Source organism: Streptomyces nanhaiensis, assembly GCF_046614825.1.
GTDB classification, from domain to species: Bacteria; Actinomycetota; Actinomycetes; order Streptomycetales; family Streptomycetaceae; genus Streptomyces; species Streptomyces radiopugnans.
Map to the genome: position 1 here is coordinate 103578 of NZ_JBKJFM010000003.1, position 20636 is coordinate 124213.

The following is a 20636-nucleotide window of genomic DNA, read 5'->3' on the forward strand; positions in this document are numbered from 1 at the left end:
GTGAGGGCCCGCGGTGGCTGCGGGTTCGGGGTGGCCGGTCACGTCTCGCCGACTCGCCCAGGTGGCGAGGCCGTCGGCCGGGCTGGGAGGCGGAAGCCGGCGGAGACGACGGCAGAGGAGAGGGCGCCGACGAAGGACAGGTCGGGCAAGCGGCCGGGAAGCAGGGAGACCGGAAGGCGCCTGCGTGGAGCTTTCGCCTCGTCGTCCAGGGCGTGCAGGGGCTCAGCGCCGTCATCGAGTCGATCGCTCATGGGCGGCTCCGATGGGATGGACAGGCATGAGTCACCGTGCGGGCTGCCGCGGCGGGTGGACGGACGGCCCGATTCGGCGGCGAGAGCCGGCTGCGGGTGCGGGCGGCGGCGATGCGGTCGGGGAAAGGTCGGGCGGCGACGGGCGGTTCAGGGGAGCCGGTGGCCTGCCGCCAGCGGCGCACGGCCTCCGCCAGCGGTTCCAGGGCGTGGAGGGCATAGCCGATGAGGCGGCCGGGGGAGAGGGACTCGTCGTCCGCCAGCTCCTGCACGGCCCGGGCGGAGGCGGCGGCGGTCCGCAGCACGGAGGCACGCGCGACCTGCTGCGCCAGGTACTCGGCGGAGCCGGCTGCCGCGCTGCCGCAGACGTCCCTGACCTGCTCGGCCGTCACAGTGCCGTCGGCGAGAAGGCCGCGGTGCTGCGCTTCCCACAGCACGGTGAGGTGGTCCACGGGTTCGCCGCGGTGGTGGAGCGCCGCCACGCACCGGTAGAGCAGGGCGTGAGCGGGAACGGCGAAGTCCTCCGGCCGGAGCCAGGCAACGACCTGGTCCAGCCGTGCGGGACGCTCGACCAGCACACCGAGCAGGTGCCGCTCGTCGGCGACCACCCGCTCGTCCGGCGGAAGGGAGGGCTGCGGAGCAGCTGGCGAGGGCCCTCGCGGAGCGGTGGCACGTGGTTCGACACCACCCCACCGGCGACCGAGGTCCGTGAGTACGCCGGTGAGCCTGCGGGCACAGTGCAGGCTCTCCTCCGCCTCGCCTCGGACCGCATCGGCGCGGGCTGCCTGGTGCAGACGGACGGCGTGCTCCGCGACGCTGCGGTGGATGGCGCCCTCCAGCACCATCCGGCCGTAGGCCGGGGCGTGGCCGGGACGCGGGCATGCGGCGACGAGGGTGTGCGGGTACGCCGCGGTCAGCCCCCGCACATGGCGGCTCGCCTCGGCGACGGTGTCGGTGACCCAGGACAGCGGCACCTCGTCGGCGCCCGCGTGTGCCGCGGGGTGCCTGTCGGCGCGGAGTTTGAGCATCGCCGCGTACAGGGCAGCGTGGACGGGCCGGGAAAAGTGTGCCGGAGCCAGCCAGCCGGCGAGGCGCGGAAGCTGGCCGGGGTCGAGGAGCACCGCGCCGAGCACCGCCTGCTCGGCCTCCACCAGTGGCCTCACCGGCGGACCTCGTATCCGGGGTCCTGGGCTGCGGACGCCCGGCCAAGAGCGGTCGGCGAAGGGGAGGCCCGACCGGATCCGGCATCGGAGGGAAGGGCGGCGGCCTTGGCCAAGGCGCGCTCGGTGATCGCCGCGGCCGCCCTGGCCGAGGCACTGCCCAGTGCCTCGGCGCCCGGCTCCTTGTACCAGGGCCTGAGCTTCAGCAGGGCGGGCCGGACACCGGTGGCGAGCAGCAGAGCCGAGCCCTTGGGCAGAGCGCGGATGGCGTCGGCCGGGAGCACGCGCTCCTGCCGCAGGGAGACGGAGGTCGATCCGCCGGACTCGCCCGTGGTCTTCGAGACCGTGGGCACGTCGTGGTCGCCGACGAGGCGGGAGAGCTTGTCGGCGAAGTCCGCGTCGTCGATGCCGGAACCGATCAGCTTGATCGTGGCCGCCGACCACAGGGCGTCCATGCCCGCCTCGCCCCACACCCGTACGCCCTGTCGGTAGGACTGCAGGATCGTGATCGGGATGACGCCACGGGAGCCGAGGTGGGAGTACAGGTCGGGCAGGTCGCTGATCTTGCAGACGTTCGCGGCCTCGTCCAGGATTGCCAGCAGCGGCGGGTCCAGCCGCCCGCCGTCGCGCTCGGCCTGGACGACGGCCGCGCGCATCACCGCGTCCGCCGCGGCGGCGATGATGGCTGAGGCGGAGCCGCCGCCGTCCTTGGACAGCAGGAACAGCGTGTCGCGGCCGGTGACGAACTCCTGCGGCCTGAACTCGGGTAGCTCATCGGTGGGGGTGACCCAGGCGGCGACCTCCGGGTCGAGCAGGCAGGCCGCGTACTGGCGGGCGGTCTCGAAGATGCCGTCCCGGGTCTCCACCGCGCCGGCGACGGTGCCCTGGAGTTGGGCGGCGACCGCCTCCAGCCCGGCGTCCTGCAGCAGATCGACCGGAGTGCGGTCGGCAGGAGAGGCCAGCCAGACCAGCACGTCGGTGATCGGACGCCCGCTGCGGGCCGCGGCCAGGAACAGAGCGGTGAGGGTGTTGGCGGCGGCGGTGGACCAGAAATCGCCCTGCGAGGAGTCATCCACCGAGGCCGACACGAAGTGGCCGGCCAGACGCCGGGCCCCGGGCAGATCGCGGGCGTCGGCGAGGATGTCCCACCACATCTCGCGCGGGGCGTGGGCGATCTGCTGCGGATCCAGCGTCCAGACCCGTCCGGCCTCGGCGCGGGCGCCGACGGTGGCGGTGTAGGCGTCCCGAGCGGCCTTGTTGGAGGTCAGCAGCACCGGACCGGGGGCCCGGAGGATGGCGGGGACCGCCAGGCAGGAGGTCTTGCCCGAGCGAGGGGCCATGATCGCCAGCAGGACGTCCTCCCAGGAGGACCGCACCTCGGCCCGGCCCGGCGTGAGGGTGCCGAGCAGGACACCGCGGTCGTCCGGATGTACGTCCCTCGGCCTGCGGCCCGACAGGCCGGGACGCAGATCGACGGCCTTGGCCGCGCTCTGCTCGGGCAGCAGCGCCGCCAGATCCCGCGGACCTGCCAATCCGTTCCGCGGGGCGCGCAGCCGCAGCCACAGGAGCAGCCCGGCGGCGAGGGCGACGGTGGTGACCAGGGCGGGGGCGGCGCGTGCACCGACGAGTACTGCGGTGGGCGACAGGTGGGGCCACAGCCGCTCGGGGTGGAACAGCGCTTCGACGGGCTGGTAGGCGGCCCACCGATCATGACCGGTGAGGAGGCTGGTGAGGTTGCCGGTCAGCCAGGCCAGGGAGCCGCCGGTCATCCCGGCGGCGGCGAGCCCGAGCAGGGGGTAGAGCAGCAGGTCGGTACCGGTGGTGGGGGAGGGCGTACGGGTGCGTGGAGACGGCACGGCGGACTCCGGGAGCGGGCAGGGGCGGTGGCGGGGTCGGCACGGTGAGCTCTTCCGGCGGCGGCCATCACGTGGCCCTCATTGCGAGCGCCGGGGCGTGGTCGGCCGTTTCGTTCCCGGCCGGCTCCCCGAGGTCGTAGTCGTAGGGGAGCCGGTGCCACTGCTGCCCGGGCGAGGGCTGCGGAATGAAGCCCGCGTGCCGCAGCAGGGCGGCGGCCGGCTTGCCACCGTCCTCGGCGGTGACGCCGATCTCGGGGTGCCGGGCGATGACGATGCCGGGAGCCCGCGAGGAAGGAGGGGTGCGGCTGCCGTCGGATGTGCGCATGGAGACCTCGGCGGGGAGCGGATCAGACATAGGGGTTCTCGGTCGGGCGGTCGGCTTCGGTGGCGGCCTCCAGCAACTCGGGCAGGTCCTCGGGATCGGTGTCGCGCTGATCGACCCACCACCCGGCGCGGGTGACGGTCCGGGCGGCGTCCTCGATGCGCTCCCAGGCCGCTTCGCCGGTCTCGCCTTCGACGACCAGGGCCGTGTATGCGGCGGTCATGAGCCGGTGGCGGCAGCGGACACCCCAGGGAACGAGGCGGTCGGTGCCCTCCAACGGAGGCATCCGGTACTGCGCGGCCCATGCTTCGGCCTCGGCCAGCTCCTCTGTTCGTTTGGCCTCCACCCAGGCGGCTCTGGCTTCGGCGTCCTCGGTGCGGGAGGTCTTCCAGCAGGAGGTGCAGTCGCGCTCGGCGAGCCACCGGGCGTATCCGGCCCGGCGATCGGCGGGCCGGTCGGACAGGTCCCTGTCGGCCCGGTGTCCGCAGGCGTGGTCGATGGTCCAGATCCTCTTCACGGCCATCGAAGGCATGACTCCTCTCGGAAGGAACGATCAGCGGGAGGGGCCCCGGGTGGGACGCGGTTCGGCGGCTGCGGCCCGGGAAGCGGCGGCCGTCTGCGCCGTCCTCACTTGGGAGGTACGGGCGGGACCACCGCCGAGCGCGAAGCCTTCGGCCCGCGCGGAAGCGGCACGGGAGGGGACGCGTACGGAGACCACGGACGCGGCCAGGTGCGGCTGAGCGGCGACGGTCAGACCGGCCCGCTGCAGCGCCGCACTCGTCCGGGCGACCTTCTGCACGGCCTCGCGGTACCTGGAGGTGTCCGGCAGCGTGTAGACATCCAGTCGGGGCTGGTACCGGAAACCCTGCTCCCGCAGGATCCGCTCGCCCGCCGTGCGGCCGTCGGTGACGGCGGCGACGACTCCCAGCGAGGGGTGCACACCGAAAGCCACGTCCGGGCCGGTGTCCGCGGCCGGCGCCCGATCGCCGGCACCGGCACCGGCGTGGCCTGACGGTGACGGTTCTCCGGTGACCGGACTGCCGTGGCCGGTGGTCTGCGACGCGATCCGGTCACGGCGGTCGAGAAGACCGCGACCGGAGGGGAGCCGACGAGATGGGGTGATGTCGTAGGCGGCATCTGCGACGACGGTGAGGCGAGCCGCTCGGAGAGAACCGATCGCCTGCCGTGCGCGCCTGGTCGGATCACGGTCCGGCTCGGTGAGCGCATACAGGGCCTGGCCGGGAACGGGCTCGAACCCGACCAGACGCAGCATGTGGTCGACGAGGTGGTGGTCGCGCACGTTCCATGCCACGACGCCGAACTCGTCATGGTGGCGAACCGTGACGTGCGGGCTGCTCATGGAGGCTGCTCCTGGAAAGAACCGCCCGGGCAAGGGGTGGCGCCCGATCCCCGGGGCGAAAACGACCGGGCAGGAGCAGGATCCGGAAGTCAGGGGATTTGGCTGGACCGCAGGTTTTCCGGTAGCAGTCGATGAGCCCGGGGTGGCCGGGGCACGAGAAGGTCCTTGCGGGCTGCGTGGCAGGTGCAGTAGCGCCGGAGCCTTGAACCGTCACCTGCCCCGCCGCCGGGGTCGCGCCGAGGCTACGGAGCCGACTCCGCGGCTGGCTCGGTCGACTGTTGCGGCATACATGTCTCCGGGCATACCTACTTGCTGGTCCGCCTCGATGAGGATGAGCGTGCCGTCCACCCGGTAGGTCTGTCCCCTGGTCAAGACGTTGACCATCACGGCGCCTCGTTCGCCGGGGACCTACTGGGCGAACTGCCCGCTGCGGCTGGTCAGTCGAGCCTCTCCTCAAGGTGTGACAGGAGGGCCGCGACGAGGCTGGGGCGCGGTACGTCCGGTACCAGGGCCTCGGGGAAGTCGTCCTCCACTCCCCACTCGGTGTTGACCATCATGGGTGCACCGTTCGGTACGACGTGGTTGCGGAGCCACATCGCGAACTCCGCCGCCTCCCGGGCCGTCACGCCGGTGACGGTTGCGCCTTCCGGGACCGTCAGGACGAATCCCTCGACGGCTCCGTCCTGGAGGGTGAAGCCGAAGCTCATGGACGGGCCGCGGGCGCCCGGCCCCTGGGGGTTCTCGTCGATGCGGACGAACTCGTCCGGGGTGCGCTCACGCAGACGAGCCGCGAAGTCCGCCAGTACCAGGTTCCAGGTGCTGCCCTGCGGCGGGGTGAAGATGAACATGGTGCGCAGCTCGGCGAGCTCGGACGTTTCCACCTGGGGTCTTCCCTTCCACGAGGTATCGACGGAGGTCACGGAACGCGGCGGGCGTATCCCTTGACGTCGTGGGCGGCCGTCATCACGCGCCGGCAGGGGACGGAGTCCGGGTTGTCGGTGACGATCTCCACTCCCGCCGTCACGAAGGCGCTCAGTTGCCACGACAAGACAGCCACCTGCCTGGTTGTCGAAGCCGATGGAACCTGGAGCCGATACGTCGGCGGGGACCGAGCCCCATGACTCCGGGGCGGCCGGACGACAACTCACACGACCGATGTCCTGAAGGGGGCGGTGGGAACGATCCCTACCTCGTCGAGGATCTGCTCCAGCGCCTCATGGCCGTGATGTCGGCGGTACTCGATCTCGGCCGCTGTTACCGGCAAGACCCACAGGATGCGAGCGTGTCCAGCGGGCAACGGACAGCGCTCAAGGCCAGGGCCGTGCAGATAGGGCAGGCTGATCAACAGGTGATCGCAGGCCGAACCCGGTACCCACGGTTCACCGATCGGCATGCTGTGTCCCGGACCAAGCCGATACCCACCGCAGTGGTAGTACGCGATCATCGCCATGAGTTCGACGAACCGCTGGTCGCGGACATGGGTCGTCATGACGAACTCAAGCCCGTGGCCGCCCTGCTCCACCGCGGACCAGCAACCGGCCGTTACGTAGGCCCAGCAGTCGCTGCGCGGGCCGGGACCCACGACGAGAACTCGCAGGTCGGACAGCACCTCTCGCCGTCCTGGCCCGAGGTCGTACTCGACGACCTCCATGGGATGCCCTTCGAAGAATTCCCGGACATGCGATTCGATAGCCTCCGCGGCCCGCATCCTCGCAACGCTCACCGCGCGACATGCCAGACCGCCGATGGGCGTCTCCGAGAGATCACCCGGTGCCATGAAGCGCTGGCATCGGCCGCAAACTCGCGCTACCTCACCATGCAAGTTCACCAGTCCTGGGACTGGATGTTCTGTACCGGCCCCGGCGGCCTCCCAGGCGTTGACCAGCACAGCACGGAGGCCGGGCGGCACCAGGAGATCAAGCTTGCATGCGGGCGTCGGTGTCGAACAGGTCTCGCTCGGTGGGGTGGAGGAGGTGCTGGGTGATGAAGGAGCGGCCCGCGACCTTCCACAGACCCCGGCCTTTGACCAGGGCGCCGACGGCCTGGGTCTCGACCCCGGTCAGCCCCAGGAGGGAGGCGGCGGCGGTGAGCTGGTCGGGTTCCTGGCGGTAGACGATGCGGGTGGAGCAGTCGGTCAGCAGGCCCTCGGCCAGGGCGCGGCTGCGGGAGCCGGCGTCGCCTGCGGTGAGCAGGTCGGACAGGCGGTGGACGACCATCATGTTGGCGATGCCCAGCCCGCGGCTGAGCTTCCACTGGGACTGCATGCGCTCCAGCAGGGCGACGTGGCGCATCACGCGCCAGGCCTCGTCGTAGATCACCCAGCGCCTGCCGCCGGCGGGGTCGGCAAGGGCCGACTCCATCCAGGCGCTGGCGCAGGTCATGGCCAGAACCAGGGCGGTGTCGTCGCCAGAGCCGCCGAGCCGGGACAGGTCGATGGTCAGCATGGGCGCGGCCGGGTCGAACACCACGGTGGAGGGGGCGTCGAACATCCCGGCCAGGTCGCCGGCGATCAGGCGCCGCAGGGCGTGGGCGAGGTCCTGGGCAGCGCCGGCCAGGTGACCCCCAGTGGGCCCGGCGACCCGGGCGAGGTAGTCGGGGTCGGCCAGTACGGCGGCGATGTCGCCAAGCACGGGAGTGCGGCCGGTACGGGCGGTGTGGGCGACGACCTGGTCCAGGGCCACGTCCAGCGCGGTGTGCTCCATCGGCCGCAGGTCCCGCTTGAGAACGGTGCGGGCCAGGGAGGCGAGCAGCAGCAGGCGGCGTTTGCGGACCTCGCCCGCCCAGTCGCCCTCGTCGGCGCCGTGCGGCCGGGCCGGGGCGTCGAGGGGGTTGAGCCTGCCGGGCAGTCCAGGGCCGACGGCGATGGTGCGGCCGCCCAGGGTGGAGGAGACAGCCGTCCACTCGCCCTTGGGGTCGCAGGGGACGTAGACGCGGTAGCCGTGGGCGACGGCCCGCAGGGCGAGCGACTTGGCCAGGGCGCTCTTGCCCATGCCGATGACCCCGGCGAGCAGGATGTTGGGGTTGGTGAAGCCCTCCAGGCGCCCGTACAGGACGAAGGGGTCGTAGCAGAAGGCGGCCTCGGCGTGGACGTCGCGGCCGATGTAGAGGCCCTCGGCACCCAGCCCGCCCTCGGCGAGGAAGGGGTAGGCGCCGGCGGCGGTCGCGGTGGTCATCCGGTGGGCGGGCAGCTTGAGTCGGCCGCCGCGCGCGGAGGCCGGTCCGGGCCGTCCGGCGGCCGGGTAGACGGCGCGCAGTTCCGGATCGGCGCCCTTGCCGGAGGGGCGGGGCCGGGAGGGTACGGCGCCGCGGGCCTTGCTGCGGGCGGCGGCGAACTGCTCGCGGCTCGCGCGGACTTGGGCGCGGTCAGCCTGGTGGGGAACGAACAGTCGGCTGGCGGTGGCGCGGATGCGGGGCATGGCGGTGTCCTCCGGGAAGGACGGACGGTCAGTGGCGGACGAGGCCGGTGAACGGGTCGCGCAGGTCGGCCGGGGTCTGGCGCCGCACCCGCAGCGCGGTGCGCAGGTGTCGCCGGCACACGGCCGACCACGGCGGGCCTTCCCGCAGGCCGGGGCGGTGTGCCTCCGCCCCGGGCGGTCGGCAGGTCGTGGGGCGCGGGGCGGTGTGGAAGGCGGCGTGGAGATGCTCGGCGGCCTGCCACAGCCGGGTGCGCACCGCCCGCAGGTGGTCCGCCTCGGCTGCGGCGACCGGACCGGTGCGGATGGTGTGGGCGTCCAGCAGTCGGTGGAGGGAGACCAGATGGGCGTGGAGGGCGTCCAGCTCGGCGCGGTCGGCGGCGGCGCTGTCGCCGGGCAGGTTGAGCGCGAGGTGGAGCTCCAGTGCGGCGGTGGCCAGCGGTACGAAGCCCTCGGCGGGTTCGGGCAGGGGCGGCGGGATCGGCATGGCGGTGGTCTTCATGGGAGTGCCGGAGGGCGGTGCGTCACGGGCGGGCGAGGGGGAGGGCGGCGCTGGTGAACGCCTCGGCCTGCTGCCAGGTGAGCTGCCGCAGGTCGATCAGGGCGGAGACGGCCGCGGTCTCGACGGCGGCGCACGCGGTGCGCAGCTCCTCCTCGGAGTCGGCGGAGACCGTCAGCAGCCCGGTCAGGGCGACGTCGGCGTGACCGGCGATGAGCTGGCGCTCGCGGTCCTTGATGTCGGCGTACTCCACCGAGTCCTCCTCGGAGTCGACCTGTCCCCGGCGCTGCCGCTCGGCCGCGTCCGCGATCACCGTGGCCTTGCGGCGCCGCACGTCCCGCAGTGCCGCGTGCAGGTCCTTGGGCTCGTAGGTCAGGGACAGCGAGCGGCGTACCCCGGAGGTGAACAGCACCTGGTGCAGGAAGCCGGGGGAGGTCTCGGTGCGGGGCCAGTTCTCGATCCAGTACGTGGTGTGGTGCGCGGAGTCGGTCTCGATCCGGTCGGCCTTCTCCACCAGCACCACCGGGCCCGCGGCGGCGGGATCCGCCTGCGGCCGGATGCCCGGTGACCAGCGGTCCAGGGCGGACAGCGCCGCAGGGTCGTAGGCGGTGCGGACCACGGCGGCGATCTCGCGCGCGGTCAGCCAGCCGGACGGGGCGAGCCCGGCGGTGTGGGCGGCCTGGTCGAAGACGGCGGTGAGCTGGGCCAGGACGGTGAAGGCCCCGGCCAGCCCGCCGCCGGCCTGGTTGATCGTCCGCCGGGCTGCCCGGGTGTCCAGGGCGACGGCCACGTACGCCTCGTGCGGTGCGGCGGCCGGTCCGGCGGCGGCGATCAGCTCGCCGTAGACCTGCCCCGCCACCGGCGTCCCGGGCTGTCCGTACCGGCTCCAGTAGCGGTTGAGGGCGTCGCCGGAATCGGGGACGGTGCGCTCCAGCACCTGCACCCGGGCGACCTGGCCGGTGCGAGCCAGTGCCGCCAGCACCCGGCCCCAGCCTGCGACGTTGGCGTTCTGCGTCCCCGCATCCAGCAGGGCGAAGGCGCGGGAGGAGACCCTGGCCACGGCGGTCAGGGTGCCGTGGTGCGGGTCGTGCACCGCGCTCAGCCGCCCGTCGGGGGAGGTCGCCACCCGCAGCGAGGCGGCGGTGCCCGGCAGGTGGAGCAGTCCCTCGCGGCGCGGCCTGGTGGAGGGCCGAGTGAGCCAGAGCAGCTGGCCGCGCATGCGGCGCAGGGCGTAGCGGATCGCGACGGGCGCCCAGTCGGCGAGGGAGCGGCCCTGGTGGCGGACGAAGATCACCGCCAGGAAAGCGGCCCACAGCGGCAGGAGTTTCAGCGCGCCGACGATGCCCGAGGCGAGGACCGCGGCGAGTAGGAGGAGACCGGCGAGGGCGGTGACGAGGAGTTGCGGAGCTGTCAGGCCGAGCAGGACTCCGCGGTGGGAGCGGTGGGGGAACCTGATCGTGGCTGGTGCGTCGGTGTGCATGGGAAGCCGTCCTCACGATGTATGAAGAGCGGGAGGAGCGGGCCGCGGACTGCGGCGCGGAAGACCGCGGCCCGCCCCTTTCGGGAGCGTTCAGGAACCGGAGCCCGTGTCCGAAGGCCGGTCCTGGGGATAGACCCAGCGCCGCGGCGTGGCCGAACCCTCCGGAGCGGGAGCGCCCGGCGAAGGCGGTGATGACGCCGGGCCCGACTCGGACGGTGCCGCAGGGCCGTACAGCGTCCCCGGGACGGAAGGCACGGACGGCGCCCCCTGAGAAGCCGGTCCGGCCGGGCCCGCCGCCGAGGACGTCCCCGTGGCCTGGTCGCCCTGTCCGGGGCGGCGGATGAGGGGCTGGTCGCGGTCGCCGTCGGTACGGGGCCGCCGGATCAGGGCCCTGCCCTTGTCGCCCGCGGCACCGGGGTCCTCGCCGTAGCGGAAGGTGGTCCGCTTCCCCGACGGGAGGGAGTCGAGCGGGTCGGGAGTGCTGCCCGCGGGGTCGATGCCGGAGGCGACACCGCCCTTGCCCATCCCGGGCACAGAGGACGGGCCCTGCGGCGCCGGGACGCCGGTGCTCGCCTGCACCGCCAGCGACCCCGCGGTCCTGGCGGCGCCGGCCGCGACCGACATCCCGGCCGCACCGGCGCGGTGCAGCTCGTCGTTGCCGCTCCCGTCGGCGGACCAGTGCACGAACTTGTACGTCGCGTATGGGCACAGCAGCACCAGGGCGAGGACGACGATGCCGGCCATCGCGTCCGACAGCGCGGCGACCCCGCCGCCGGCGGGGGCCTTGCCCATGGCCGAGACGCCGGTGAGGAACACGATCGTCATCAGCAGCTTGCTCACCACCAGGGTGGCGGTGGCCTCGATCCAGCCGCGCCGCCACCGCTTGGCGACCTCCCAGCCGCCACCGGCTCCCGCGAACACCGCCAGGGTGACCAGGATGAGGATGCCGACCTTGCGGGCGACCATCACCGCCCAGTACATGAACGTGCCCACGGCGGCGCCCAGGGCCACCAGGGTGGGCACCATCCAGCCCATCGGGTACATGGCGCCGTAGTGGCTGACCTTGACCACCCGGCGGATCGCGTCGTCCACCGAGCTGTTCGCCGCCTTGAACAGCCCGGCGGACAGCGCATCGACCACGGTCAGGGCCACGGTGGTCAGCGCGATGGCGCTGAAGGCGAAGAAGACGCCGGTCATGGTGCCGATCGCCGCCTGCGCCAGAGCCCGTTCGTCCCGCCGCCAGGCGGCGCGGGTCAGCTGCAGTACGAACGTGCCCACGGTCAGCACCAGCCCGATCGGCAGCAGCAGCTCGTAGTTGTCGCGGAACCAGGCAGCGTTCAGGTCGACGCGGGTCGTGGAGTCCACCGCCTTGACCGCCAGGTCGGCCGCGGAGGCGGCCAACTCGCCCATGGACTTGGCCATCCAGGCGCCGATGCCGTCGGTGATGCTGCCGCCGGGGTCCGAGACGAAGTCGACCGCGCCGCAGACCTTGTCCATCAGCGGGACGTCGCAGATGTCCACTCGGAGCACCTCCCTTCTGCGTCCGTGCTGCGGTGCGTGAGATCAGGGGCTGACGCGGGGGACGACCCCGGCCAGCGCGCACTGCCGTTCCGGGCGGCACTGGACGGCGAGTGTTACGGCCCGCGGTTCGGCGCCCGCGCCGGAGTCGGTCCAGGTGATGGCCTGCCTGCCGGTGACGGTGACCGCGTAGACGTACGCGCTGGTGATCGCGCCGGGGTCGTCGGCCAGGGCCTCCTCGAAGGCCTGCGGGAAGTGGGCCTCGAGGACCTCGGCGGTCGCCCGCTGGTGGTTGGCCCGCATCCGGGACCACAGCGCCGGGTCGGGCACCTGGGCGGAGACCGACTCCCAGTCGGCGTACTCCTTCTCGTCCGTCATCCACTCCCGCAGCCCCGCGAGGTGTTCGCGATGGGTGCGGGCGCGGGTGTCGTAGGACCACAGCACCTCCGCGGCCGCCTCGGCGAAGACCACCGGATCGTCCGTCCGGGGCGGAGCCGGGAACGGCGCCCGGTGCTGGGTGTGCGGCTGCCTGGTGGCCGGTCCTTCGGACGGGCGGGCGGTGGTGCGGGGGCGGGCAGCCTCCGGCGGCGCGGACGAGTCCCCGGGACGTGCGAGGAAGAGCAACAGGCCGGCCAGCGCGGTGAGCGCCACCAGGCCGGCGACACCGAGCAGGACCCGGCGGCGCACGGTGGAGAAGGCGCCGCCCGAGGCGGTACGGGTGTTGGGCTCGGGCATCACTGCACCTTCGATCCCAGGGCGCTGAAGAACGCCACGATGCCGTTGGCCGCGCCGAGCCCGAGCGCGCAGCAGGCGGCCACCACGGTGCCCTTCTTGCCGTTGGCCTCGGCCTGGTGGCCTCCGGAGTGGTGGCCCCAGGCCCACACCAGCAGAGAGACGGCCAGGGCGCCGACGACGGCGACGATCCCGAAGAGGTTGATGCTGCTGATGACGTCGCGGAGCACGCTCAGCCCCGGAAGACCACCGCTCTTCGGGCTGACACCGGGGTCGTAGGCGAGGTGCCGGAGGTGTTCGACGAGCTGCAAGACGAACTCCAGATCGTTCTCGAGGACATACGGAAAACCGGGGAGGGACAGGTAGGGGCGCCGGTCAGACGACGCGGCGGACGGCGAGGATCTGCGGCTTCCAGTCGGCGAGGGGCTCGACGCGCACCACCTCGCCGGTCCTGGGCGCGTTGACGATGTAGCCGGAGCCGATGTACATCCCCACGTGCTCCGGCCGCGCGGGCGTGCCCCGGGTGAAGACCAGGTCGCCGGGCCTGATGCCCCCGACACCGACCGCCCGGCCCTCCTTGACCTGGGTGTAGGTCGTCCGGGAGAGCGTGACGCCGCCCGCCTTGTAGGCCATCTGCATCAGCGAGGAGCAGTCGCAGCGCCCCATCGGGTCGGGGCCGCGCGGGTCCGTGCACGTACCGCCCCACTGGTACGGGGTGCCGAGCTGGCCCAGCGCCCAGCGGATCGCCGTCCGCACCGGCCGCGGAGCGTCCCGGGGGATCTCGTAGCCCGCAGGCGTCTTCCCCTCCGGGATCGGCCCGGCTCCGGCGATCTCCTCATCGGAGCATCCGCTGGCCGCGACGGACCTGCCCGCACCGCTGCCGCCGGCACCGTCCTGGGGCAGCGTCCGGGCGATGGCCCTCTGCAGCGCGGTGGCCAGCGGCTCCCACTTCGCGTACGCGTCCGGGTACGCCGAACGCTGGACCGCCTGGGCGGCCTGTGTGACGGTCATCGACTCCCACCCGTCCACCTCCAGCAGGACCTGGTAGAAGCGCCTGGAGGCGTGGACCGGGTCCCGTACCTGCTCCGCCGTACCCCAGCCCTGACTGGGGCGCTGCTGGAACAGGCCGAGGGAGTCGCGGTCGCCGTAGGCGAGGTTCCGCAGGCCCGACTCCTGCAGCGCCGTCGCCAGGGCGACGACCTGCCCGCGAGGCGGAACCCCCATCGCCACGCCGGTCGCCTGGATGATGCGAGCGTTGCGGACCTGCTCCTCCGGGGCTTCCAGCCCCGGGACCGACACCGAGCCGCCGTCGCCGCCGTTCAGGATCTCCTCCACCTGGCGGGCGACCGCGGCGGCGTCCACCGCCTGCGCCCCATCGGCGCAGACGGCCCTGGCGTCGTGCGCGCCGGCCACGACCGCAGGAGCGAGCAGGAACATGGGGCCGACCGCCACCGCGCCGACCACGGCAGCGGTCTTCTTCACCGCCACCACCCGGTGGCGGCCTCACGGGGGACGACGGCCTGAACCGTGTTCGCCGCACGGTGAGGAAGACGTGTCCGGGCACGTCGCATGGACGACTCCTTAGCACACACAGAAGGCGCGGTGCCGGTGTCTCGTGAGAGGTCCGCCGGCACCGCGCCGGTGAATCCATGAGCCCGCGGGTGAAGACACCCGGAATCGGAAGACGGCGCCCCCTGGGCACAGGAGGCGATCACCGAGGAGCGGCAGCCAGCCGCGCTCGTAATCTCTCGACGCGCATGACGGATCACCTCCTTCCACAGCACGCCGAAGGCCCCTGGCCCGAAGCCGGACACACTCCGGGCACACGAGAGGGCGGCGCCCGGCAGGGCAGGTGCGGCATGGGCGAGGGGAGCACCCGCCCCGCCGGCAAGGCGAGACGGTAGGCACGGAGGACGGCCGCACCAAACGATCCCTGCGGTAGCTGCCACAGCGGCGAAGGCGTCGGGCACCGTCTCGTTGGGCACGGCCGGACAACCCCGGTTACCCTCCGGCGGACTGATCACCGTCAGCAACGATGCAAAGCGCCATCCGAAGCGGAACCCGCAACCCCGACCCCCACACGGAGCCCTGCCGCATGGCCTACACGCTGCACCGGGGCGACGCGCTCACCGTGCTCACCCGCCTCGCCGACCACAGCATCGACGCCGTCATCACCGATCCGCCCTACAACTCCGGCGGCCGCACCAGCTCCGAACGCACCGGCCGCACACCCCGCGCCAAGTACACCTCCAGCGACGCCGCCCACGACCTGGCCGACTTCCCCGGCGACAACCGCGACCAGCGCTCCTACATCCGCTGGCTCGCCGAACTCCTCACCGAGGCCTACCGCCTCACCCGCGAACACGGCAGCGCCCTGGTCTTCTCCGACTGGCGCCAAGGACCGGCCACCTCCGACGCCCTGCAGATGGCCGGCTGGACCTGGACCGGCGTGATGCCCTGGCGCAAGCCCACCGCCCGCCCCCGCAAGGGCGGCTTCAAACAGGACTGCGAGTACGTCTACTGGGGCGTCAAGGGCACCGTCGACCGCAGCCGCGACCTGTACCTGCCGGGCTTCTTCACCGCCTCCCAGCCCCGCAAGGACCGCGTCCACATCACCCAGAAGCCCGTCGAGGTCATGCGCCAGCTCGTCCAGATCTGCCCCGAGGGCGGAACCGTCCTCGACCCCTTCACCGGCAGCGGCTCAACCGGCGTCGCCGCCCTCCGCGAGGGCCGCCACTTCATCGGCATCGAACTCTCCAGGCACTACGCCGACCTCGCCGAGGAGCGGCTGCGCGGTGAGCTGTCCCGGGACGACTTCGTGTTGGTGGGGCCTGAGAAATGAAACGTGACCCCCTGAAAGTTTGAATCCGCGCTCTCATGCGAGCTGCGCATTGACGAACGGCCTCGCTCGCGCGGGGAGCACGTGCTGGTTATTTGGAGTGCGTTTTCGTAGGACGAAACACCCCCCGCTCGTACAGGGAGTACACCTACGAGGCGCCGTCGTAGCCGGTGAACAGCGGAACACCTCCGCTCGCGCGGAGAGGACCCCTCCCAGAGCCGTCTGCACATCCCGGTCCCAGGGCAGGCGAGTAATACCCGCAGCCCGGTCTGAGCTATCCATACGGTGACGGACGTACCGGAGGCACCTCACAGCACAGATCCCCTCCCAGCTCGACGCGCTCAGCGGGCACGGCATCCCGGGGGTCAAGATCTTCAGTGAAGAGAAGTGAAGAGATCAGCATCCGCGTACGGGCCCGCCCCCGGTTCGAGGAAGCGCTGCGGACGGCCCGCGAGGTCAAAGTCCAGGTCCCGCACCCGCACTGCCGGGTCACCCTCACCGTGTACGAGATGAAGCGCCTCGGCCGCGACGCCGCCGAACTCACCGTGCTTGCCGACCATCTGCCGGGCAGACCCTGGTGCGGGCGGCCGGGTGGCGTCCGCATTGCCATGCCTGGGCACCGGCCTTGACCGGTGCTGTTCGTGCCGTAACGGTTCCGCTTCGGCGGCGAGTGCGACGAGTACCTCCACGGGCATGTTCGTGCCCTTCCTGGGCGCTGGTGGTCACTAAACGTGTTGCTTCTCCCACTGCTTGGTCACGATCAACGGCCAAGAGCCGAGCCTCGCCGCCAGCCATGTGGCAGTTTGTTGAGGCGGGTCGTAGGAGAACCAGTCTCGCTGACCAGGGAGTTTGCCTACGCGCAGCAAGTGGATCTGCGGAGATTGGAACACCACCCTTGATATGTGAAATGTCACCCGCCATATTGTTCCCTGTCATGCTCCTGACGCCGGATGTTCATAGACGCGCTGCGTGAGGTGTCCACCGCATCCGGTGTTCGCTCCATCACACGGAGGTGCTCGATGCACGGTGCTTCACTACGGTTGTCGGGGGCGGTGTGGGCGGCTTTGGCCGCTCTCATCGCCGCGATCTTCCTGGCTCCGCCGGCTTCGGCCGGTGAGGCGGTCCAGGCCCAACCGCGCCTGGACGCCCAGCAGAAGGCCGCAGCGACCCAGCTGGCCAAGGATTACGGCATCCCGGCCAAGGAAGGGCAGCGGCGCATAGCGCGGCAGGACGAGCAGGCCGCTCTCGCCACCAAGCTGCGCAAGAGACTGGGAGCGCGTTTCGGCGGGGCGTGGGTGGACCACGACCGAGGCGGCAAGCTGATGGTCGCGGTGACGGGGAAGTCGGCGGTGCCGACGGTGAGCGCTCTTGCCTCGAATGCGGCGGCCGAGGCCGTGGTCGTCCGGCGCGGCATGAGCGAACTGCAGAAGATGTCGGAAGAGCTGGGCAAGCGGATCGCCAAGGCCAACAAGGGCGCCGAGCACGGCCTGCAGTCCGCGGTGGTGACCGAGAAGAACGTGCTGCGGCTGGACCTTCCGCAGGGGAGGAAGCTCACGGGTGAGCAGCAGCGGACCGTGCGCTGGGCCGAGCGGAAGTTCGGGGACGCACTGGTCATCGACACCTACCAGCACGCCTCCGAGCCGCTGTACTGCGGCGGGCAGTACTCCTGTGACCCGCCGCTGCGCTCGGGGCTGGCCATCTATGGCGGCAACACCCGCTGCACCAGCGCCTTCATGGCTTACGCCGGTTCCAGCTACTACATGCTGACCGCCGGGCACTGCACCGAGGCCGCCTCCTACTGGCAGGTCCCGACCTACAGCTACGGCTACCAGGGTGTGGGCAGCACCGCGTCCTACCACTTCGGCTACTACGGCGACTACGCCGCCGTGCGGATCAGTGATCCTGCCTTCTGGCAGCCGCGGGGGTGGGTCTACACCACCCAGCCCATCCGGAGCTGGAACTACGACTACGTGGGCCAGTACGTGTGCAAGCAGGGCTCCACCACCGGCTACACCTGCGGGCAGATCACCGACACCAATGCCACCGTCTACTACCCCGGCCGCACCCTGACCGGGATGACCTGGAGCACAGCGTGCGTGGCGCCGGGCGACAGCGGTAGCGGTGTCTACAACGGATCCACTGCGCACGGCATTCTCAGCGGCGGCCCGAACAGCGGCTGCGGCATGATCCACGAGCCGATCAGTCGCGCGCTCTCCTCTCTGGGAGTCACGCTCCTGGCCGGCTGACCGGGCAGAGGCCGCCGCGCTCGGCGCAGAGGGAGCGCGGCGGCTCCTCGCCGGACGCGCCGAACTCCAGGCGCGCTTTCCATTCCTTCACTTCGGACTCTTCCCACCCGAAGTGACATGTGCAATATTACCTGTCACATCTCATAGATGTGCCCATGACAACCCGGGGGAGTGTGCCTCCCCGCGACTCCTCCGGGCCCGTCGTGTGGAGACCCCACCCGGCCGTGCCCCCATACGGCCCTTCCTCCCGCTGGAGGCAGCGAGTGAGAACAGAAAATGCCCGACTCCCTCTCGCGAGGCTGAGTGTGCTGATCCTGGCACTGTGCCTCGGGATCGGGATGCTCACCGCTCCGGGACACGCCGCCCCGAGCCGCACAGGTGAGAAGCCGACCGAACAGCAGGCCCCCAAGGACGTACCACCGCCCCAGGCGTCGGCACAGACGGGGATGGGTGACGATCCCGAGCACGTGCGTCACAAGCCGCTGAAGGTCGAGGACCGTGCCCCGCTGCCCTCGACGAAGGACGCGCTGCGCCGGGACTACGACGACCCCGCCTCCCCCGCGCCGCGGCAGAGACCGTCCATGCAGGCGGCCCCGGAGAAGAAGGCCTCCAAGAAGGGGAAGGCCTCGGCGGCAGCGGTGCCCGGCTGCAGCACGAGCGACTTCACCAGCCGCACCGGCAGTGCTCTGGTGCAGCAGATCAAGGCGTCCACGACCGACTGCATCAACACTCTGTTCAGCCTCACCGGAAGCGACGCCTACCACGCCTTCCGCGAGAGCCAGATGACGAGCGTCGCCTACGCGCTGCGCGACGGCTCCGCCTCCTACCCCGGCAACGGCAGCACCGGGGTGCCGCAGCTCGTGCTCTACCTGCGCGCCGGCTACTACGTGCACTGGTACAACGAGGCCACCGTGGGCACCTACGGGCCGAGCCTGCGGACCGCCATCCGCGCCGGACTCGACGCGTTCTTCGCCAGCCCCCGCTCCCGGGACGTCACCGACGCCAACGGCGAGGTGCTCGCCGAAGCCGTCACCCTGATCGACAGCGCCGAGGAGAACGCCCGCTACCTGCACGTCGTCAAGCGGCTGTTGAACGACTACAACAGCACCTACAACTCCTCCTGGTGGATGCTCACCGCGGTCAACAACGTCTACACCGTCCTCTTCCGCGGCCACCAGGTGCCCGCCTTCGTCGCCGCGGTGTCCTCTGACCGCAGCATCCTGGACACACTGCACAACTTCGCCTCCTCCCACAAGAACCTCCTGGGCACCGACCAGAGCTACCTGGCTTCCAACGCCGGGCGAGAGCACGCCCGATTCCTGCAGCACACCTCGATGCAGAACACGGTCCGACCGCAGGCGGCCGGGCTGCTGAACCAGAGCTCCATCAAGGGGACCACCGCCCCGCTGTGGGTCGGCATCGCCGAGATGACCGACAGCTACGACAAGGCCAACTGCAGCTACTACGGCACCTGCAACCTCCAGCAGCGCCTGATGGCCGACGTCCTGGTGATCAACCACACCTGCAGCGCCAGTCTTCGCATCCGCGCCCAGCAGATGACCTCGGCACAGCTGGCGGACACCTGCCGCAGCCTGGCCGACCAGGACGCCTACTTCCACAGCATCGCCAAGGACAGCGGCCCGGTCGCCGGCGACCGCAACACCAGCCTCGAGGTGGTCGTCTACGACAGCAGCACCGACTATCGGACCTACGCCGGGGCAACTTGGGGCATCGACACCAACAACGGCGGCATGTACCTGGAGGGCAACCCCTCCGCCGCAGGCAACCAGGCCCGCTTCATCGCCTACGAGGCCGAGTGGGTGCGTCCGGCCTTCGAGATCTGGAACCTCAACCACGAATACACGCACTACCTCGACGGCCGCTTCAACATGTACGGCGACTTCAACGCCAACGTCGCCACCCCCACCATCTGGTGGATCGAAGGCTTCGCCGAGTACGTGTCCTACTCCTACCGCAACCTGCGCTACGACGCGGCCATCACCGAGGCGGGCAAGCGTACCTACGCGCTGAGCACCCTGTTCGACACCACCTACAGCCACGACTCCACGCGCGTCTACCGCTGGGGCTACCTCGCCGTGCGCTACATGCTCCAGTCCCACCGCGCCGAGATGGACACCGTCCTGGGCTACTACCGCACCGGCAACTGGAACGCGGCCCGCTCCTACCTGACCGGCAGCATCGGCACACGCTACAACAGCGACTGGTACAGCTGGCTTTCGCAGTGCGCGGCCGGCGACTGCGGCGGCTCCACCAACCCGCCCGGCAACCAGGCACCCACCGCATCCTTCACCGTCGCCGTCAGCGGCCTGACGGCGAACTTCACCGACCGCTCCACGGACTCCGACGGCACCATCGCCTCACGCTCGTGGAACTTCGGCGACGGCACCACCTCCACCGCCACCAACCCCTCCAAGACCTACACGGCGGCGGGCACCTACACCGTGAAGCTGACCGTCACCGACAACAAGGGCGCCACCAGCACAGCCACCCAGAGCATCGCCGTCGGCGGTGCGGACCCCACTCCCGAGTGCACCGGCAGCGACGCCCGGGAACTCGACCGCAACTGCAAGCGAAGCAATCTGACCGCGACCGCCGGGAACTACGCCTACCTCTACATCTACCTCCCCGCCGGCACCCAGCAACTGAAGATCACCTCGTCCGGCGGGACCGGCAACGCCGACCTCTACTACAGCAACAGCACCTGGGCGACCACCACCACCTACACCAGCCGGTCCACCGGCGCGGGCAACAGCGAGACGCTCACCATCACCAATCCGGCAGCCGGCTGGAACTACATCAGCCTGGCCGCGACGGAGGACTTCTCCGGGGTGACCGTCAAGACCGAGTACTGACCCCTCCGTTCCCCACCGACCGCCGGGGCGGGCGAAGGAACCCCGCCCGCCCCGGCACCGCGGCCTTGTGCCGCAGGGCTCAGGCAGAGC

Annotated in this window: 20 protein-coding genes; 4 read left to right on the forward strand and 16 right to left on the reverse strand. The window is 71.4% G+C overall.

From position 1 onward, the window contains the following. Positions 1 to 38: 38 nt before the first annotated feature. The 16 genes from ACLIYP_RS02020 to ACLIYP_RS02095 all read right to left on the reverse strand — a co-directional run bounded on the left by ACLIYP_RS02020 (position 39) and on the right by ACLIYP_RS02095 (position 14070). Positions 39 to 251 carry a hypothetical protein gene (locus tag ACLIYP_RS02020; RefSeq protein WP_412711400.1) on the reverse strand — a complete coding sequence of 71 codons (213 nt, stop codon included), beginning with the start codon at positions 249 to 251 and terminating at the stop codon, positions 39 to 41. After that, positions 248 to 1411 carry a DnaB-like helicase N-terminal domain-containing protein gene (locus ACLIYP_RS02025; protein ID WP_412711401.1) on the reverse strand — a complete coding sequence of 388 codons (1164 nt, stop codon included), beginning with the start codon at positions 1409 to 1411 and terminating at the stop codon, positions 248 to 250. Before ACLIYP_RS02025 ends, ACLIYP_RS02020 begins: the two co-directional genes overlap by 4 nt. After that, positions 1408 to 3264: a type IV secretory system conjugative DNA transfer family protein gene (locus ACLIYP_RS02030; protein ID WP_412711402.1), complete on the reverse strand. Its 1857-nt coding sequence runs from the start codon at positions 3262 to 3264 to the stop codon at positions 1408 to 1410. Before ACLIYP_RS02030 ends, ACLIYP_RS02025 begins: the two co-directional genes overlap by 4 nt. Before the next feature lie 67 nt (positions 3265 to 3331). Continuing rightward, positions 3332 to 3619 carry a hypothetical protein gene (locus tag ACLIYP_RS02035; protein WP_237882754.1) on the reverse strand — a complete coding sequence of 96 codons (288 nt, stop codon included), beginning with the start codon at positions 3617 to 3619 and terminating at the stop codon, positions 3332 to 3334. Next, a complete protein-coding gene (locus ACLIYP_RS02040) occupies positions 3612 to 4109 on the reverse strand; it encodes a hypothetical protein (protein WP_412711403.1) in 498 nt (165 codons plus the stop codon). Before ACLIYP_RS02040 ends, ACLIYP_RS02035 begins: the two co-directional genes overlap by 8 nt. Positions 4110 to 4139: 30 nt before the next feature. Continuing rightward, complete coding sequence (locus ACLIYP_RS02045; RefSeq protein WP_412711404.1) at positions 4140 to 4946, reverse strand: hypothetical protein; 807 nt, start codon at positions 4944 to 4946, stop codon at positions 4140 to 4142. 437 nt (positions 4947 to 5383) lie between these two features. Then, the gene (locus tag ACLIYP_RS02050) at positions 5384 to 5827 is read right to left on the reverse strand and encodes a hypothetical protein (RefSeq protein ID WP_412711405.1); all 444 of its coding nucleotides are present in this window, start codon (positions 5825 to 5827) and stop codon (positions 5384 to 5386) included. Between the two features lie 35 nt (positions 5828 to 5862). Further along, positions 5863 to 6003, reverse strand: a complete 141-nt coding sequence (locus ACLIYP_RS02055; RefSeq protein ID WP_412711406.1) for a hypothetical protein — start codon at positions 6001 to 6003, stop codon at positions 5863 to 5865. Between the two features lie 87 nt (positions 6004 to 6090). Continuing rightward, the gene (locus tag ACLIYP_RS02060; protein ID WP_412711407.1) at positions 6091 to 6597 is read right to left on the reverse strand and encodes a suppressor of fused domain protein; all 507 of its coding nucleotides are present in this window, start codon (positions 6595 to 6597) and stop codon (positions 6091 to 6093) included. Positions 6598 to 6862: 265 nt separating this feature from the next. Further along, a complete protein-coding gene (locus ACLIYP_RS02065; protein WP_412711408.1) occupies positions 6863 to 8362 on the reverse strand; it encodes an ATP-binding protein in 1500 nt (499 codons plus the stop codon). 28 nt (positions 8363 to 8390) lie between these two features. Further along, the gene (locus ACLIYP_RS02070; protein WP_412711409.1) at positions 8391 to 8861 is read right to left on the reverse strand and encodes a DUF6238 family protein; all 471 of its coding nucleotides are present in this window, start codon (positions 8859 to 8861) and stop codon (positions 8391 to 8393) included. A gap of 22 nt (positions 8862 to 8883) precedes the next feature. Continuing rightward, entirely contained in the window at positions 8884 to 10338 is a 1455-nt protein-coding gene (locus tag ACLIYP_RS02075) for an SCO6880 family protein (protein ID WP_412711410.1), read from the reverse strand. Between the two features lie 90 nt (positions 10339 to 10428). Beyond that, complete coding sequence (locus tag ACLIYP_RS02080; RefSeq protein ID WP_459076337.1) at positions 10429 to 11859, reverse strand: SCO6881 family protein; 1431 nt, start codon at positions 11857 to 11859, stop codon at positions 10429 to 10431. Between the two features lie 42 nt (positions 11860 to 11901). Further along, positions 11902 to 12591, reverse strand: a complete 690-nt coding sequence (locus ACLIYP_RS02085; protein WP_412711411.1) for a hypothetical protein — start codon at positions 12589 to 12591, stop codon at positions 11902 to 11904. Beyond that, positions 12591 to 12899 (reverse strand): DUF6112 family protein, encoded by a 309-nt coding sequence (locus ACLIYP_RS02090; protein ID WP_237880976.1) that lies wholly within the window; start codon positions 12897 to 12899, stop codon positions 12591 to 12593. The genes ACLIYP_RS02085 and ACLIYP_RS02090 overlap by 1 nt, the downstream gene beginning before the upstream one ends. A 64-nt stretch (positions 12900 to 12963) precedes the next feature. Next, a complete protein-coding gene (locus ACLIYP_RS02095) occupies positions 12964 to 14070 on the reverse strand; it encodes a C40 family peptidase (RefSeq protein ID WP_237880975.1) in 1107 nt (368 codons plus the stop codon). A 613-nt stretch (positions 14071 to 14683) separates the two neighbouring features. On the opposite strand from ACLIYP_RS02095, the gene ACLIYP_RS02100 reads away from it, so the two are divergent. From ACLIYP_RS02100 to ACLIYP_RS02115, 4 genes are all read left to right on the forward strand, one after another. Beyond that, positions 14684 to 15430, forward strand: coding sequence for a DNA-methyltransferase (locus ACLIYP_RS02100; RefSeq protein WP_412711412.1), 747 nt, complete (start codon positions 14684 to 14686; stop codon positions 15428 to 15430). A gap of 374 nt (positions 15431 to 15804) precedes the next feature. After that, positions 15805 to 16056: a recombinase family protein gene (locus ACLIYP_RS02105; protein WP_412711413.1), complete on the forward strand. Its 252-nt coding sequence runs from the start codon at positions 15805 to 15807 to the stop codon at positions 16054 to 16056. 435 nt (positions 16057 to 16491) lie between these two features. Continuing rightward, positions 16492 to 17673, forward strand: a complete 1182-nt coding sequence (locus ACLIYP_RS02110; RefSeq protein ID WP_279951742.1) for a S1 family peptidase — start codon at positions 16492 to 16494, stop codon at positions 17671 to 17673. A gap of 338 nt (positions 17674 to 18011) precedes the next feature. Continuing rightward, positions 18012 to 20546: a collagenase gene (locus ACLIYP_RS02115; protein ID WP_459076338.1), complete on the forward strand. Its 2535-nt coding sequence runs from the start codon at positions 18012 to 18014 to the stop codon at positions 20544 to 20546. Positions 20547 to 20636: the final 90 nt, after the last annotated feature.

Bases quoted from the DNA above. Each gene is read 5' to 3' on its own strand.
- ACLIYP_RS02020 (WP_412711400.1), bottom strand. From the start codon at position 251: ATGAGCGATCGACTCGATGACGGCGCTGAGCCCCTGCACGCCCTGGAC.
- ACLIYP_RS02035 (WP_237882754.1), bottom strand. From the start codon at position 3,619: ATGTCTGATCCGCTCCCCGCCGAGGTCTCCATGCGCACATCCGACGGC.
- ACLIYP_RS02040 (WP_412711403.1), bottom strand. From the start codon at position 4,109: ATGGCCGTGAAGAGGATCTGGACCATCGACCACGCCTGCGGACACCGG.
- ACLIYP_RS02045 (WP_412711404.1), bottom strand. From the start codon at position 4,946: ATGAGCAGCCCGCACGTCACGGTTCGCCACCATGACGAGTTCGGCGTC.
- ACLIYP_RS02060 (WP_412711407.1), bottom strand. From the start codon at position 6,597: ATGGAGGTCGTCGAGTACGACCTCGGGCCAGGACGGCGAGAGGTGCTG.
- ACLIYP_RS02065 (WP_412711408.1), bottom strand. From the start codon at position 8,362: ATGCCCCGCATCCGCGCCACCGCCAGCCGACTGTTCGTTCCCCACCAG.
- ACLIYP_RS02070 (WP_412711409.1), bottom strand. From the start codon at position 8,861: ATGAAGACCACCGCCATGCCGATCCCGCCGCCCCTGCCCGAACCCGCC.
- ACLIYP_RS02075 (WP_412711410.1), bottom strand. From the start codon at position 10,338: ATGCACACCGACGCACCAGCCACGATCAGGTTCCCCCACCGCTCCCAC.
- ACLIYP_RS02085 (WP_412711411.1), bottom strand. From the start codon at position 12,591: ATGCCCGAGCCCAACACCCGTACCGCCTCGGGCGGCGCCTTCTCCACC.
- ACLIYP_RS02100 (WP_412711412.1), top strand. From the start codon at position 14,684: ATGGCCTACACGCTGCACCGGGGCGACGCGCTCACCGTGCTCACCCGC.
- ACLIYP_RS02115 (WP_459076338.1), top strand. From the start codon at position 18,012: ATGCTCACCGCTCCGGGACACGCCGCCCCGAGCCGCACAGGTGAGAAG.